11 protein-coding genes and 3 pseudogenes are annotated in these 14,763 nt (G+C 74.1%); 7 read left to right on the top strand and 7 right to left on the bottom strand.

What is annotated here, in order from left to right; genetic code table 11:
* Positions 1–88 precede the first annotated feature (88 nt).
* Positions 89–1,110, top strand: a pseudogene (gene cobC, locus OJ254_RS18685) (Rv2231c family histidinol phosphate aminotransferase CobC).
* A 168-nt stretch (positions 1,111–1,278) separates the two neighbouring features.
* On the opposite strand, the gene OJ254_RS18680 reads toward cobC, so the two are convergent.
* A complete protein-coding gene (locus OJ254_RS18680) occupies positions 1,279–2,289 on the bottom strand; it encodes an SCO1860 family LAETG-anchored protein (RefSeq protein ID WP_423836025.1) in 1,011 nt (336 codons plus the stop codon).
* A gap of 419 nt (positions 2,290–2,708) precedes the next feature.
* On the opposite strand from OJ254_RS18680, the gene OJ254_RS18675 reads away from it, so the two are divergent.
* Complete coding sequence (locus OJ254_RS18675; RefSeq protein WP_265365221.1) at positions 2,709–3,632, top strand: bile acid:sodium symporter family protein; 924 nt, start codon at positions 2,709–2,711, stop codon at positions 3,630–3,632.
* 21 nt (positions 3,633–3,653) lie between these two features.
* On the opposite strand, the gene OJ254_RS18670 is transcribed toward OJ254_RS18675, so the two are convergent.
* Positions 3,654–4,745 carry an amidohydrolase family protein gene (locus tag OJ254_RS18670; protein ID WP_265365220.1) on the bottom strand — a complete coding sequence of 364 codons (1,092 nt, stop codon included), beginning with the start codon at positions 4,743–4,745 and terminating at the stop codon, positions 3,654–3,656.
* Positions 4,746–5,321: 576 nt separating this feature from the next.
* Here OJ254_RS18670 and ectA point away from each other — a divergent pair.
* The 4 genes and pseudogenes from ectA to thpD all read left to right on the top strand — a co-directional run bounded on the left by ectA (position 5,322) and on the right by thpD (position 8,745).
* Positions 5,322–5,887 (top strand): annotated as a pseudogene (ectA, locus tag OJ254_RS18665) (diaminobutyrate acetyltransferase).
* Between the two features lie 127 nt (positions 5,888–6,014).
* A complete protein-coding gene (gene ectB / locus OJ254_RS18660; protein ID WP_265363233.1) occupies positions 6,015–7,283 on the top strand; it encodes a diaminobutyrate--2-oxoglutarate transaminase in 1,269 nt (422 codons plus the stop codon).
* A gap of 49 nt (positions 7,284–7,332) precedes the next feature.
* Entirely contained in the window at positions 7,333–7,749 is a 417-nt protein-coding gene (locus OJ254_RS18655) for an ectoine synthase (protein WP_261952178.1), read from the top strand.
* 96 nt (positions 7,750–7,845) lie between these two features.
* Positions 7,846–8,745: an ectoine hydroxylase gene (gene thpD, locus OJ254_RS18650; RefSeq protein ID WP_265363232.1), complete on the top strand. Its 900-nt coding sequence runs from the start codon at positions 7,846–7,848 to the stop codon at positions 8,743–8,745.
* 88 nt (positions 8,746–8,833) lie between these two features.
* Here the strand turns inward: thpD and OJ254_RS18645 are convergent.
* The 3 genes and pseudogenes from OJ254_RS18645 to OJ254_RS18635 form a co-directional block, all read right to left on the bottom strand.
* A pseudogene (locus OJ254_RS18645) lies at positions 8,834–9,900 on the bottom strand (alkene reductase).
* 101 nt (positions 9,901–10,001) lie between these two features.
* Positions 10,002–11,072, bottom strand: a complete 1,071-nt coding sequence (locus OJ254_RS18640; protein WP_265363231.1) for an aminotransferase class V-fold PLP-dependent enzyme — start codon at positions 11,070–11,072, stop codon at positions 10,002–10,004.
* An 82-nt stretch (positions 11,073–11,154) separates the two neighbouring features.
* Entirely contained in the window at positions 11,155–11,859 is a 705-nt protein-coding gene (locus OJ254_RS18635; protein WP_265363230.1) for a DsbA family oxidoreductase, read from the bottom strand.
* A 79-nt stretch (positions 11,860–11,938) separates the two neighbouring features.
* On the opposite strand from OJ254_RS18635, the gene OJ254_RS18630 reads away from it, so the two are divergent.
* On the top strand, positions 11,939–12,652 hold the full coding sequence (locus tag OJ254_RS18630) for a class I SAM-dependent methyltransferase (protein ID WP_265363229.1): 714 nt from the start codon (positions 11,939–11,941) through the stop codon (positions 12,650–12,652).
* On the opposite strand, the gene OJ254_RS18625 is transcribed toward OJ254_RS18630, so the two are convergent.
* A complete protein-coding gene (locus OJ254_RS18625; protein WP_265363228.1) occupies positions 12,570–13,175 on the bottom strand; it encodes a GNAT family N-acetyltransferase in 606 nt (201 codons plus the stop codon). The two genes, OJ254_RS18630 and OJ254_RS18625, sit on opposite strands and share 83 nt — an antisense overlap.
* 8 nt (positions 13,176–13,183) lie before the next feature.
* The gene (locus tag OJ254_RS18620) at positions 13,184–14,746 is read right to left on the bottom strand and encodes an aldehyde dehydrogenase (NADP(+)) (protein ID WP_265363227.1); all 1,563 of its coding nucleotides are present in this window, start codon (positions 14,744–14,746) and stop codon (positions 13,184–13,186) included.
* Positions 14,747–14,763: the final 17 nt, after the last annotated feature.

Raw genomic sequence — 14,763 nt, 5'->3', positions numbered from 1 at the left:
CCGATGCGGTCCGGCTGCGCGGCTCCGGCCCGCCGCGCCCGCCGCCGTCCCGGCCGGTCCCTCCCCCGCCCCGGCGGACGAGCCCGATCTGCGGCACCACGGCGATGCCGAAGTGCGGGGCGACGGCGACGGGTTGACGGATCTGGCGGTCAACGTACGGGCCGGCACTCCCCCGGCCTGGCTCAAGGCGCACCTCGCCGCCTCACTGGACTCGCTGGCCGCCTATCCGGACGGGCGGGCGGCGCGCCGGGCGGTGGCCGTGCGGCACGGACTGCCCGTGGAGCGGGTGTTGCTGACGTCCGGGGCCGCGGAGGCGTTCGTGCTGCTGGCGCGGACCGTGCGGGCCCGCCGCCCGGTGGTGGTGCACCCGCAGTTCACCGAACCGGAGGCGGCGCTGCGGGACGCCGGGCACGACGTGGAGCGGGTGATCCTCGCCGAACGGGACGGGTTCCGGCTGGATCCGGACGCGGTGCCCGAGGACGCCGATCTGGTCGTGGTCGGCAACCCCACCAATCCCACGTCGGTGCTGCACCCGGCGACCGCGCTGGCCCAACTGGCGCGGCCGGGCGGACGCTGGTGGTGGACGAGGCGTTCATGGACGCGGTGCCCGGTGAGCGGGAGTCGCTGGCGGGGCGCACGGATCTGCCGGGGCTGGTGGTGCTGCGCTCGCTGACCAAGACCTGGGGGCTGGCGGGGCTGCGGGTCGGCTACGTCCTGGCCGGTCCCGGGACCGTGGCGGACCTGGAGCGGGCCCAGCCGCTGTGGCCGGTGTCGAGTCCGGCGCTGGCCGCCGCGGAGGCGTGCAGTGCGCCGGCGGCGCTGGCGGAGGCGGCCGCGGCGGCCGAGGAGATCGCCCGGGACCGGGCCCATCTGCTGGCCCGGCTGGGCGAGTTCGGGGAGATCCGGGTGGCCGGGCCGGCGGCGGGCCCGTTCGTCCTGCTGCGGCTGCCGGGGGCGGCCGGGGTGCGGGAGGGCCTGCGGGCGCGCGGTTTCGCGGTGCGCCGCGGGGACACCTTCCCGGGCCTGGGGCCGGACTGGCTGCGGCTGGCAGTACGGGACCGGGCCACCACCGACCGGTTCGTGACGGCGCTGGCCGGGGTCCTGCGCTGACCGGATGGTGCGGGCCCGCCGGGTCCCGTCGGACCACGCTTCCGTTCCGACGGGCCCCGGCGGGGGTGGGGGTGTGCCGTACGGGCCGCCTCCGGTCCGTACGGCACACCCCGCGGGCCGTACCCCGCGGCCGACGCCCCCACAGCACCGGCACGGGGTACGGGGCCGTCAGCCGCCCTGCGGGGCGGCGGCGCGACGCCGGCGGGTGAGGACCAGGGCCCCGGCGCCGGCCGCGACCAGCAGTGCGGCACCGCCGGCGAGGTACGGGGTGGCCGAACTGCCGCCGGTCTCGGCGAGGTCGGGGCCGGTCTTCGCGGCACCGGCCTGACTGACCTGGGTGCCACCGCCGGCCGGCTGGTGGCCTCCGCCACCGCTGGTGCTGCCGCCGCCCGTGCTGCCGCCGTTGGTGCCGCCGTTGGTGCCGCCGCCGCTCGTGCCGCCGGAACCGCCGTGTCCGGGCGGGGTGGTGGCGTCCGGGGCGGTGCAGCCGGCGCGGACGAGGGTGACCCGGCCGTGCACCTCGGCGACGTTGAGCTTCAGCGGGTTGACCGAGACGTTCAGCTGGAGCGCGGTGCCCGCGGCGGTCTTCCCGGTGACGCTCTTCCGCGAGAGGTCCAGCCGTACGTCGCCCACGCCCGGCACCTTGACGTCCGTCGTGCCGCCCGCGGTGAGCGTGACCTGCTTGCCCAGGACGCGGAGGGGACCGAGGACGTTGGCCTCGGCCCGGGGCCGGTGGCCCGCCTCGCACACCGCCTTGGCGGTGACCTGCTGGACCTCGATCAGGGACAGCAGCGGCAGACCGGGCAGATGCACCTTGGCGTGCAGCAGGTTGGCGTAGCCCTCGGCCTTCCGGCGGTCGGTGGTGGCGCGGGCGGTGGCGGCGTCGGCGCGCAGCACGGTGAACGGGCGGCCCCGGTCGATGCCGTCGAGCCGCACGGTGAGCGCGGTCTTGCCGGCCGAGGCGGGCGCGTGCACCTCGTTCAGCACGGCGTTCAGCGGGACGTCGACCGTCTTGTTGAGCAGGCCGACGTTCAGGCCGGTGCGCAGGACGACCGCGTCGGCCTTGCCCCGGGCCGGGCCGTGCCCTCCGGTGGCGTGCGCCGGCGCGGCGCCGAGCAGCACGGCGGGACCGGCCGTGAGCGCGGTGGCGACGACGGCCGCGGCCAGGCGCCGGGGCATACCGGAGGAGTGGGCGGGACTGGTGGACACGTGTGTGGAACCCCCACGAGAGAAATGGAGCCGCCGGCCGCGCCAATGGGGGACATCACGCGGGCCGGCGACATCGACCCGCACATCGTGTCCGCACCGAGGGTGAACGGGCAGCCACGTGAGGTCAGTTCATCCCAAAGGGTGGTTTCCGCCCATGGGTTCGATTCCCGCGGCACCCGCGCCTCCCCGCCCCAGTCACCCCACCTCGCGGGTGATCCCGGTTGACCGGCCCGCGCCCGCGCGTGCCCGGATCGTGGCCGCGTCCAGGATCCGGAACTCGTTGTCCTGTACACGAAGAGCCCGGATAGGGTGCCGCCGTGTCGATCGAGCAGAACAGCCAGCACCCGGACGCACAGCGGGAGCAGCGGGCCGCGGCCCCTCCGGGCGAGCTGCCCGCCTCCGACCGGGCCGCCCGCCGGGCGGTCACCGTCTTCCCGCTGCTGGTGGTCGCCGCGGGGGCGGTCGGACTGCTGTGGCCGGCGCACTTCACCGGCTGGGCGCCCGCGGTGCCGTGGCTGCTCGGCGTGGTGATGTTCACGATGGGGCTGACGCTGACCCCGCCGGACTTCACGGCGGTGGCCCGGCGGCCCTGGGCGGTGGGGCTGGGCCTGGTCGCCCACTACGTGATCATGCCGGGGCTCGGCTGGCTGATCGCGACCGTGCTGGACCTGCCGCCGCAGCTCGCGGCCGGGGTGATCCTCGTCGGCTGCGCGCCCAGCGGGACCGCGTCCAACGTCGTGACGTTCCTGGCCCGCGGCGACGTCGCGCTGTCCGTGTCGGTGGCGACGGTCTCGACGGTGCTCGCGCCGCTGATCACGCCGGCGCTGACGCTGCTGCTCGCCGGGCAGTTCCTGGCCGTGGACGCCGGGGGCATGGTGACCGACATCCTGAAGACGGTCCTGCTGCCCGTCGTGGCCGGCCTGCTGGTCCGGCTGCTCGCGGGCCGGTTCGTGGACCGTGCGCTGCGGGCACTGCCCTGGCTGTCCGCGGCGACCATCGCGGTGATCGTCCTGGTCGTGGTCTCCGGCAGCGCGCCGGCGATCAAGGAGGCGGCGGTGCCGGTGCTGCTGGCCGTGGTGCTGCACAACGGCCTCGGGCTGGCGCTGGGGCACGCCGCGGGCCGCCTGGCCCGGCTCGGCGGGCCGGCGAGCCGGGCGATGGCCTTCGAGGTCGGCATGCAGAACTCAGGGCTGGCCGCCTCGCTGGCCACCGCCCACTTCAGCCCGGCCGCGGCACTGCCCGCGGCGGTCTTCTCGGTGTGGCACAACGTCTCGGGCGCGGTGGTGGCGGCCTGGATGGCCCGCCGGAGGTAGCTCCGGGCCCGAGGAGGTGTCTCAGCCCACGATCTGCCCGCGCAGCACCACCCGGCGCGGCGCGGCCAGCACCCGGACGTCCTCGCGCGGATCGCTCTCGTAGACGACCAGGTCCGCCGGGGCGCCCTCGGTGAGGCCCGGGCGGCCGAGCCAGTCGCGGGCGCCCCAGGTGGTGGCCGAGAGCGCGGCGCGGGCCGGCAGCCCGGCCCGGGTCAGTTCGAGGACCTCGTCCGCGACCAGGCCGTGCGCCAGCGAGCCGCCCGCGTCGGTGCCGGCGAAGACGGGCACCCCGGCGTCGTAGGCGGCCCGGACGGTGTCGTAGCGGCGGTCGTGCAGCCGGCGCATGTGGTCCGCCCAGCGCGGGAACTTCCCGGCGCCGGCGTCCGCCAGGCGCGGGAAGGTGGCGATGTTGACGAGGGTGGGGACGATGGCGACCCCGCGCTGGGCGAACAGCGGGATGGTCTCTTCGGTGAGCCCGGTGGCGTGCTCGATGCAGTCGATACCGGCCTCGACGAGCGGGGCGAGGGTCTCCTCGGCGAAGCAGTGCGCGGTGACCCGGGCGCCCAGGCGGTGCGCCTCCGCGATGGCCGCCTCGACCGCGCCCTTGGGCCAGCAGGCCCCCAGGTCGCCGGTGGAGCGGTCGATCCAGTCGCCGACGAGCTTGACCCAGCCGTCGCCGCGGCGGGCCTCCTGGGCGACGTAGGCGACCAGGTCCTCGGGCTCGATCTCATGGGCGTAGTTGCGGATGTACCGCTTGGTGCGGGCGATGTGCCGGCCGGCCCGGATGATCTTCGGCAGGTCCGCGCGGTCGTCGACCCAGCGGGTGTCGGAGGGTGACCCGGCGTCCCGGATCAGCAGGGTGCCGGCGTCACGGTCGGTGAGCGCCTGCTTCTCGCTGGTGGGGGCGTCCACCGGGCCGTGCGCGTCCAGCCCCACGTGGCAGTGCGCGTCGACCAGGCCGGGCAGCGCCCAGCCCTGCACGCTGATGGCATCGCGTGCCAGGGCCGGCCGGTCGTAGGTCACCCGCCCGCCGACCACCCACAGCTCGTCGCGCACGTCGTCCGGTCCGACGAGGACCCTCCCCTTGAGGTGCAGCACCGCACCTTCACTCATGGACGTCATACCGGCACTCTAGGCGGCGCCGGCGCCTCCGCCGGAGCCGGCGGTCACCGCGCCGGCCGGGCGGCCGGGGACGCGGCCGACGGGCGGGAGCGGCGGTGCGGACGGCCCGCCCGGGACGGTCGCCCGCACGTCCCCGACGCCGGGTAGGCGCCTATTGCCGCAGTGTTTCCCAAAAAGCCCCGCGCCCGTTTCTTGGCGCATGTTCTTGCGATGCTTCTCATGGATGTGCCGCACAGCTTTTCCGGGGCCTTGCGCCAGGGTCTCCGGTGGCGAATTCCCAATTTCTTCGGGTGTAGCTTCCCGTCTTCTTCTGCCCGCTTTTCCGCAGCTCAAACGCCAAGATTCCGCTAGCGCCCAAGCCCGTAATTCGGACCGATCTCGCGGGCGTTACGGACCTGTGACCGACTCCACAGCACGTCCGTTTCGCCCCGTACTTCCCGGTCAAATGGGGGCAACCCGCCTCGACGTCGCGCGCCCGGGCGCCCCCGCGCGATAACACATCAGGCGGCCCGACGTAACCCCTGCCCGCGATGCAATTTCCTTTTTCCCTGGGTAAATTTAATTTCCATGACCGCCGCACAAGCAGACCATGCAGGTGCCCGTAGCGATATCGGAGAATTTCCGGAGGGCTTCAAGCTCGACACCCCCCGCGTGGAGGACGGAGCCGCGATCTGGCGCATCGCCCGCGACTCCAAGGCGCTGGACCTGAACTCCTCGTACAGCTACCTCCTGTGGTGTCGGGACTTCGCCGCCACCTCCGTCGTCGCGCGCGACGCGGAGGGCGAGCCGGCCGCCTTCCTGACCGGCTACATCCGTCCCGAACGCCCCGAGACCCTCGTCGTCTGGCAGGTCGCCGTCGACGCGGCGCACCGGGCCGGGGGCTGGCGGCCGCCCTCCTGGACGGGGTGACCAACCGTGCCCGGGAAGAGCTGGGCATCCGTTTCGTCGAAACCACCATCACCCCCGACAACGCCGCCTCCAACCGGCTGTTCGCGTCCTTCGGCGAGCGGCACTCCGTGCCGGTCGAGCGCGAGGTGCTCTTCGACGCCGGGCTGTTCCCCGAGCAGGGCCACGAGCCGGAGGTGCTGCACCTCATCGGCCCGTTCGAGCCCCCGGCCCGGCCCGTGCCCTAGTCCCCAGGGCCGCGCGGCAGCGCCGCCGCGACGGCCGTGCGGCATCGGTACCCCCTCGAACCGCCGGCGCCGCCCAGCCCCCAACAGACTTCTTCCGCCTCTCGCACTCATCTCCCAGGAGCATGCTGTGACCATCACCCAGCCCGATCTGAGCGTCTTCGAGACCGTGGAGTCGGAGGTGCGCAGCTACTGCCGTGGCTGGCCCACCGTCTTCGACCGCGCGCAGGGCAGCCGCATCACCGACGAGGACGGCCACACCTACCTCGACTTCTTCGCCGGCGCCGGGTCGCTCAACTACGGGCACAACAACCCGGTCCTCAAACGCGCCCTGATCGACTACATCGAGCGGGACGGCATCACCCACGGCCTGGACATGTCCACCACGGCCAAGCGGGCGTTCCTGGAGTCGTTCCAGAACATCATCCTGCGGCCGCGCGACCTGCCCTACAAGGTCATGTTCCCGGGCCCGACGGGCGCCAACTCGGTCGAGGCCGCGCTGAAACTGGCCCGTAAGGTCAAGGGCCGCGAGTCGATCGTGTCCTTCACCAACGCCTTCCACGGCATGTCGCTGGGCGCCCTCGCGGTCACCGGCAACTCCATGAAGCGGGCCGGCGCCGGCATCCCGCTGGTGCACGGCACCCCGATGCCGTTCGACAACTACCTCGACGGCCAGACCCCGGACTTCCTGTGGTTCGAGCGGCTGCTGGAGGACCAGGGCTCCGGTCTGAACAAGCCCGCCGCGGTGATCGTGGAGACCGTGCAGGGCGAGGGCGGCATCAACGTCGCCCGCGCCGAGTGGCTGCGCGCCCTGGCCGCCCTGTGCGAGCGCCAGGACATGCTGCTGATCGTCGACGACATCCAGATGGGCTGCGGCCGTACGGGTGCCTTCTTCTCCTTCGAGGAGGCGGGCATCGTGCCGGACATCGTCACCGTCTCGAAGTCCATCAGCGGCTACGGCCTGCCGCTCGCGCTCACCCTGTTCAAGCCGGAGCTGGACATCTGGGAGCCGGGCGAGCACAACGGCACCTTCCGCGGCAACAACCCGGCGTTCGTCACGGCCGCCGCGGCGCTCGACACCTACTGGGCCGACGGTCAGATGGAGAAGCAGACCCTGGCCCGCGGTGAGATCGTCGAAGCGCACCTGAAGGCGATCGTCGAGGAGAACCCCGGCGCCTTCGCCGAGTACCGGGGCCGCGGTCTGGTGTGGGGCCTGGAGTGCAACGACAAGGACCTCGCGGGGAAGATCGCCGCGCGCGCCTTCGAACTGGGCCTGCTGATCGAGACCTCCGGTCCGCAGAGCGAGGTCGTCAAGCTGCTGCCGGCCCTGACCACCACCCCCGAGGAACTGGACGAGGGTCTGCGCATCCTCGGCCGCGCGGTCCGCGACTGCGCCTGACCGGCGTTCCGCACCGCACCACAGTCACGACAGAAAGGCAGCCCGCACCGTGATCGTCCGCTCCTTCAAGGACATCGAAGGCACCGACCGCCACGTCAAGTCCAAGTCCGGCACCTGGGAGAGCAAGCGCATCGTGCTCGCCAAGGAGCGGGTCGGCTTCTCGCTGCACGAGACCGTCCTGTACGCCGGCACCGAGACGTCGATGTGGTACGCCAACCACATCGAGGCCGTCGTCTGCGTCGAGGGCGAGGCCGAGCTGACCAACGACGAGACCGGCGAGAAGCACCTCATCACGCCCGGCGTGATGTACCTGCTCGACGGGCATGAGAAGCACACCATGCGGATCAAGCAGGACTTCCGCTGCCTGTGCGTCTTCAACCCGCCGGTCACCGGCCGCGAGGACCACGACGAGAACGGGGTCTACCCGCTTCTCACCGAACCGGACCCCGAGCCCGAGACGGTCTGAGGCGACCTGACGCCTGCCCCGTCCGGCAGAGCCAGGAAGGTACGCAACGCGCGCCCGTATGCCAGATTCCGTACGAGAGGAGAGGAAGGCAACACCATGACCACCGCACCCGAGCGCACCGCCGACCTGTACCCGACCCGCGGCACCTCTGAGGTGATCACTCCGCGGAAGGACCCGGTGGTGTGGTCGCAGCCCGGAGCGGCCGGCCCGTTCGCGCCGTCCGAGCTGAGCGACTTCGAACGCGACGGCTTCTTCGCCATCGGGGAACTGCTCACCGCGGAGGAAGTCGCGGTGTACCGCGCCGAACTGGACCGGCTGGTGCTCGACCCGACGATGCGCGCCGACCCGCGTTCCATCGTCGAGCCGAAGTCGCAGAGCGTCCGGTCGGTGTTCGAGGTGCACAAGATCAGCGAGGTGTTCGCCAAGCTGGTCGCCGACCCGCGTGTGGTCGGCCGTGCCCGCCAGATCCTCGGCTCGGACGTCTACGTCCACCAGTCGCGGATCAACGTGAAGCCCGGCTTCGGTGCCTCCGGCTTCTACTGGCACTCGGATTTCGAGACCTGGCACGCCGAGGACGGGCTGCCGAACATGCGCACCGTGTCGGTCTCGATCGCGCTGACGGAGAACTACGACACCAACGGCGGCCTGATGATCATGCCCGGTTCGCACCAGCACTTCGTGGGGTGCGAGGGCGAGACGCCGAAGGACAACTACAAGCGGTCGCTGCAGATGCAGGACGCGGGCATCCCGTCGGACGAGGTGCTGACGAAGATGGCGGACAAGCACGGCATCCGCCTCTTCACCGGCAAGGCCGGCTCGGCGACGTGGTTCGACTGCAACGCCATGCACGGCTCCGGCGACAACATCACGCCGTACCCGCGCAGCAACGTCTTCGTCGTCTTCAACAGCGTGGACAACATGGCCGTGGAGCCCTTCGCGGCCCCGGTCAGGCGCCCGGACTACATCGGCGCGCGGGACTTCACCCCGGTGAGGTAGCCGTACGAGGTGGACCGGCGGACGTACCGGTGGCGCGGCCGCCGCACAGCAGGGTCTGTGCGGCGGCCGCGCTGTGTCCGGTCCGCCCTCAGTCCTCCAGCGCCGGGTAGTCGAGGTAGCCGGTGTCGTCGCCGCCGTAGAAGCTCGCCCGGTCGGGGGTGTTGAACGGGCCGCCGAGGGCGAGCCGGCGGGGCAGGTCGGGGTTGGCGAGGAACAGCGCGCCGTAGGCGAGCAGATCGGCCTCGCCCTCCTCGATGAGCCCGAGCTCCTCGGGGCCGGTGGGCCGGCCGTCGGTGGCGGGGTTGAGCAGGAACGTGCCGCCGAAGCGCTTGCGCAGCCGGGCCAGCAGGTCAAGGTCGCGGACGTCGCAGGTGTGCAGGTAGGCCAGGCCCAGCGGGGCGATCGCCTCGATCAGCGTGGTGTAGGTGGTCTCGGGGGCGGGCTCGGCGATGTCGTTGAAGGGGTTGCCGGGCGAGAGCCGCAGGCCGGTCCGGTGCGCGCCCACGGCGCCTGCGACGGCCCGGACGACCTCGATGGCGAAGCGGGCCCGGGCCTCGTCGGAGCCGCCCCACTCGTCGGTGCGGAGGTTGGCGTTGGGCGCCAGGAACTGGTGGATCAGATAGCCGTTGGCACCGTGGATCTCCACGCCGTCGAACCCGGCCTCGACGGCGTTGCGGGCCGCCGCGGCGAATCCGGCGATCGTCGCGGCTATCTCCTCGCCGGTCAGCTCGCGCGGGGTGACGAAGTCCGTCGGGCCGTCCTGGGTGAAGCCCTGGCCGGCCGCGGCGACCGCGGAGGGCCCGACCGGCACCAGGCCGTCCGGCAGCAGCACCGGGTGGCCGATGCGGCCGCCGTGCCACAGCTGGGCGAAGATCCTGCCGCCCGCGGCGTGCACGGAGTCGGTCACCGCGCGCCAGCCGGCGAGCTGCTCGGGGGTGTGCAGGCCGGGGTCAACGGGTAGCCGCGGCCGACCGGTTCGGTCTGCGCGGCCTCGGTGATGATGAGGCCGGCCGAGGCCCGCTGGGTGTAGTAGCGGACCATCGACGGGGTGGGGACGCCCTCCTCGGTGGCGCGGTTCCTCGTCATGGGCGCCATCACGATGCGGTTGGCGAGCGGAATGCCGGCGAGCTCGAAGGGCTCGAATGCGGTGGTCACTGAGGGCCTCTCAACTGTGGTGCGAAAGCAGGGGCATTGCCCATGACGGTTCGTCACCTTCCAACGCCCCGCGCCCGCCCGGCATTCCCGTCACCGGCCGGCTATTTCAGCAGCTCCAGCAGCCGTTCCACGTCGGCCGTCCCGTTGTAGAGGTGGAAGGCCGCGCGCAGCAGGCCGCCGCGCACCGAGATCCGCACGCCGGCCTCGGCCAGCCGCTCCTGGGCGTCGGCCGGTCCGGGGGCGGAGACGATCGCCGAGCCGGGCGCGCCGCGCGGGGTCAGGCCGCGTTCGGCCAGGCCGGCGCGGTACTGGTCGGCGAGCGCGGTGTTGTGCGCGTGGACGGCGGCCACGCCCAGCTCCTCGATGAGGCCGAGGGACGCCGCGGCGCCGACGTACGCGAAGTGGGCGTGCGGTTCGTCGTAGCGGCGGGCGGTGCCGGCCGGCCGGATCAGGCCGTAGTTGGACTCGCCGATGTCCTCGCCGGCCACCCAGCCGGCGTGCGGTGCGACCGGCCAGGCGGGGCCGGTGCCGTCCGGGCCGCGGTCGCCGCCGAAGGCCATGAAGGTCGTGCCGCGCGGGCAGAGCAGCCATTTGAACGCGCCGCAGACCAGGAAGTCGTAGTCGGTGGCGGCGAGCGGCAGCCAGCCGGCGGCCTGGGTGGCGTCGAGGTAGGTGAGCGCCCCGTGGGCCGCCGCGGCCTCGCGCACCGCCGCGAGGTCGGCGATCCGGCCGTCGAGCGACTGCACGGCACTGAAGGCGACCAGGGCCGTGCCGGGGCGCACCTCGTCGGCCAGTGCCTCCAGCGGCACGGTGCGCAGGGTGAGGTCGGGGTGGGTGCCGAGCGGGTTGACCAGGGAGCTGAAGTCGCCCTCGGGGGCGAGGACTTCGCTGCCGGGCGGGAGCGAGGCGGCGACGGCCGCGGACTGCACCGCGACCGAGCTGCCGATGGCGACGCGCTCGGCGGGGATGTCCAGCAGCCGGGCGAAGGCGGCCCGGGCGGCGGCCGGCGCGGCGAAGTAGTCGCGGCCCATCGTGCCGTAGGAGGTCGCTTCCTCGACGGCCGCGCGCAGGGCGTCGGCGCTGCGCCGGGGAAGCAGTCCGCTGGAGGCGGAGTTCAGATACGTCGTCTCGGGCGCGAATTCGGCCCCGCCGAGTGGCTCATGTCGCAACATGCCCCCCACTGTGCTCGGCGGGGCACGCTCCGTCCACGGTGTTCCGGTCCGTGGTCGCGCCCGGTCGGCCGCCGGCCGGCGGTCAGTGTCCGGGCACCGCGCAGCCGTCCGGCCCGCAGACCTCCGCGTCACCGGCCGGCACGATCTCCACCACGCCGTCGGCGTGCGCCCGCTCCAGGGCCTGCCGGAAGACCTCGGCGGGCTGGCCGCCCGATATGCCGTAGCGGCGGTCGATGACGAAGAACGGGACGCCGGTGGCGCCGAGCTCGGCCGCCGCCCGCTCGTCGGCGCGCACCTCCTGGGCGTACGCGTCGGGGTCGGCGAGCACGCGGGCGACCTCGTCGGCGGGCAGTCCGGCGCCGGTGGCGAGCTCGGCGAGGACGGCGGGGTCGCCGAGCGGCCGGGCCTCGGCGAAGTTGGCGCGGTAGAAGGCGTCGAGCAACGCCTCCTGGCGGCCGTGCGCCGCACCGAGGTGCAGCAGGCGGTGCAGGTCGAAGGTGTTGCCGTGGATCCGGTCGGAGCGGTAGTCCAGACCCTCCTGGGCGGCCGCGGCGGCGACCCGGGCCTCCATCTGCTCGGCCTGGGCGCGGCTGACGCCGTACTTGGCGGCGAGCATGTCGAGCACCGGGACGTCCGAGGCGGGCGGCGCCTTCGGGTCCAGCTCGAAGGAGCGGTGCACCACCTCGACCTCGTCGCGGTGCGCGAACGCGGCGAGCCCGGCCTCGAAGCGGGCCTTGCCGATGTAGCACCAGGGGCAGGCGATGTCGGACCAGATTTCGACGCGCATGTGCTGACTTTCCTCGTCGGGACGTGTGCTGCCTGCAACCGCGCGGGGCGCCGGGCTATTCCGCGGGTACCGTCCGGACATGACCTCGCCACAGGGATTCCTCGGGTTCTGGGAGACGACCGGCTCCGCGAAGACCTTCACCCACCCGCTCGATCCGGCCCTGCTGGACGCCTACGTGCCGCGTCGGGCGCGGGTGCTGGACTACGGCTGCGGTTACGGACGGCTGACCGCCGAGCTGGCGGGGCTGGGGTACCGGGGGGTGTGCGGGGTGGACGTCTCGGCGGCGCTGATCGCGCGGGGGCGGCGGGAGCACCCGGAGCTGGACCTGCGGCGGCACGCCGGGCTGCCGCTGCCGTTCGAGGCCGGGTCCTTCGACGCGGCGCTGCTGTTCGCGGTGCTCACCTGCGTGCCCGGCGACGCGGACCAGGAGGCGATCGCCGGGGAGCTGGGGCGGCTGGTGCGGCCGGGCGGGGTGCTGTACGTGAGCGACGTGCCGCTGCAGGAGGACGCGTTCAACCAGGAGCGGTACCGGCGGTTCGCGGCCCGGTACGGCACGTTCGGGGTGTTCGAGACGCCCGACGGCGGGGTCTTCCGGCACCACACCCCACAGCGGCTGCGGGGGCTGGTGCGGGCGGCGGGCTTCTCGGTGGTGGCGGAGCGGTCCGGGTCGGTGGGGACGCTGGACGGGCGGCGGGCCGAGCGGCTGCAGCTCATCGCCCGCAGGACGGCGGACCCGGCGGACCCGGCGGCGGACCGTCCGGAGCCGGACCGGTCAGGTCCAGCGCCAGAGTGAGGTGGGTGGCGTCGGGCGCGGGGCGGCGGTCCGGGTCGGGGCGCCAGCCGAGCCGGTCGTAGAAGGCGCGGGCGCGGTGGTTGTGCCAGAGGACGTCGAGGACGGCGCGGGAGAATCCGGCCGTGCGCCAGGCGCGTAAACAGGCGGTGTGCAGGGCGCGGCCGACGCCGGTGCCCCAGTGGGCGGGGGCGACGTGCAGCTGGTGGAGCGTGACGGTGGGGCGGGCGGTGCCGGTGCGTGGGGCGTCTCCCCGTACCGTGGCGGCGTCGGGGAGGTAGGAGGCGGCGCCGACGACCGTGCCGTGCTGTTCGGCGCAGAGCGCGGGGGTGTCGGCGCGGTCCAGGACCCCGGCCCAGGCGTCGTGCCAGCGGGCCTGTTCGGCCGGGGTGTCGAAGGGCGTGCCGGGGTGGCGGGCGTGGTGGTACGCGGCGCGGGCGCCGGCGTGCAGGGTGGCGATCGCCGTCAGGTCCGCGTGGGTCGCGCCGCGGACCCGGAGGGCGGTCGTCTCGGGGGCCGGGCACACGCCGGGCCTCACCCGCCCTCGGGGCGGCCGTCGACCCGGCGCGGCAGCCCGAGCGGGTTGCCGTCGCGGAGTTCGGGCGGCAGCAGGGCGGGCGGGGTGTCCTGGTGGACGACCGGCCGCAGCCAGCGTTCCACGGCGGTGCCGCCGACGGAGGTGGCGGTCGAGGTGGTGGCCGGGTAGGGACCGCCGTGGTGCTGGGCGGGGGCGACCGCGACGCCGGTCGGCCAGCCGTTGACGACGATCCGGCCGGCGAGCGGGGTGACCCGGGCGAGCAGCCGGGCGCCGAGGCCGCCGTCGGTGCCGTCCCCGTCGGTGCCGGCGACCTCCGCGTCGCCGAGGTGGAGGGTGGCGGAGAGGTTCCCGGGCAGGCGGGCGAGGACGGCGCCGATCTCGGCCTCGTCGGTGTAGCGGGCGACGACGGTGACCGGGCCGAAGCACTCCTCCAGCAGCAGGTCGTGCGGGCCGTCGGCGGTGAGGCGGGCGGCCGGCACGGTGAGGAAGCCGGCGCTGACGGTGTGTTCCCCGCCGGCGCCCGGGGTCACCGGGGCCTCGACGTCGGGCAGTTCGGCGCGGCCGCGGACGCCACCGAGGAACGCCTCGCGCATCCGCTGGTCGAGCAGCACCCCGGCCTCGGTGTCGCTGACCGCGTCGGTCAGCGCGGTCAGCAGCCGGTCCCCGGCCGGCCCGGCGGGCGCCAGCACCAGGCCGGGCTTGACGCAGAACTGGCCGGTGCCCAGGGTCATCGAGCCGGCCAGCCCGGCGCCGATCTGCTCGGCGCGTTCGGCGGCGGCGGCCTCGGTGACCACGACCGGGTTGAGGCTGCCCAGCTCGCCGTGGAAGGGGATCGGGTGCGGGCGGGCCGCGGCCGCGTCGTACAGGGCGCGGCCGCCGCGCACCGAGCCGGTGAAGCCGGCCGCGGCCACCAGCGGGTGGCGGACCAGGTCGAGCCCGGCCTGGAAGCCGTGGACGAGCTGCAGCACACCGGCCGGCAGCCCGGTCTCGTCGGCGGCGCGGCGCAGCAGCGCGGCGCACAGTTCGGAGGTGGCCGGGTGGTCCGGGTGGGCCTTGACGACGACCGGGCAGCCGGCCGCGAGGGCGCTGGCGGTGTCGCCGCCGGGGACGGAGAAGGCCAGCGGGAAGTTGCTGGCGGAGTAGACCGCGACCACGCCGAGCGGGATCTTGTGGCGGCGCAGGTCGGGCCGGGGCGGGGTGAGGGCGGGGTCGGCGTGGTCGATCCGTACGTCGAGGAACGCGCCCTCCTCGACGAGGTCCGCGAAGGACCGCAACTGGTAGGTGGTGCGGGCGAGTTCGCCGGTGAGCCGGCCGGGGCCGAGCGCGGTCTCGGCGTCGGCGGCCTCGATGACCGCCTCGCCCGCCTCGTCGAGCAGGCCGGCGGCGCGGCGCAGCAGCGCGGCGCGCACCCCGCGGTCGGCCAGCGCGTCCCGGGCGGCGTGCGCGGCGCGGACCGCGCTGTCCACCTCGGCCGCTGTGGCCTCCACCGCAACCTGCTCCCGCCGCTTCCCGGTTCGGGGGTCGACACTCCAGACTGGTGCTGCCGCTGCCGCTGCCACCGTGCATTCCTCCCGGG

This window comes from Streptomyces endophytica (assembly GCF_026153355.1).
In the GTDB taxonomy this organism is placed as follows: Bacteria; Actinomycetota; Actinomycetes; order Streptomycetales; family Streptomycetaceae; genus Streptomyces; species Streptomyces endophytica.
Note: the sequence above shows the minus strand (reverse complement) of the source record. Positions and strands in the feature narration are given on the sequence as shown.

Bases quoted from the DNA above. Each gene is read 5' to 3' on its own strand.
- OJ254_RS18680 (WP_423836025.1), bottom strand. From the start codon at position 2,289: ATGCCCCGGCGCCTGGCCGCGGCCGTCGTCGCCACCGCGCTCACGGCC.
- OJ254_RS18670 (WP_265365220.1), bottom strand. From the start codon at position 4,745: ATGAGTGAAGGTGCGGTGCTGCACCTCAAGGGGAGGGTCCTCGTCGGA.
- thpD (WP_265363232.1), top strand. From the start codon at position 7,846: ATGACCACCGCACCCGAGCGCACCGCCGACCTGTACCCGACCCGCGGC.
- OJ254_RS18640 (WP_265363231.1), bottom strand. From the start codon at position 11,072: ATGTTGCGACATGAGCCACTCGGCGGGGCCGAATTCGCGCCCGAGACG.
- OJ254_RS18635 (WP_265363230.1), bottom strand. From the start codon at position 11,859: ATGCGCGTCGAAATCTGGTCCGACATCGCCTGCCCCTGGTGCTACATC.
- OJ254_RS18630 (WP_265363229.1), top strand. From the start codon at position 11,939: ATGACCTCGCCACAGGGATTCCTCGGGTTCTGGGAGACGACCGGCTCC.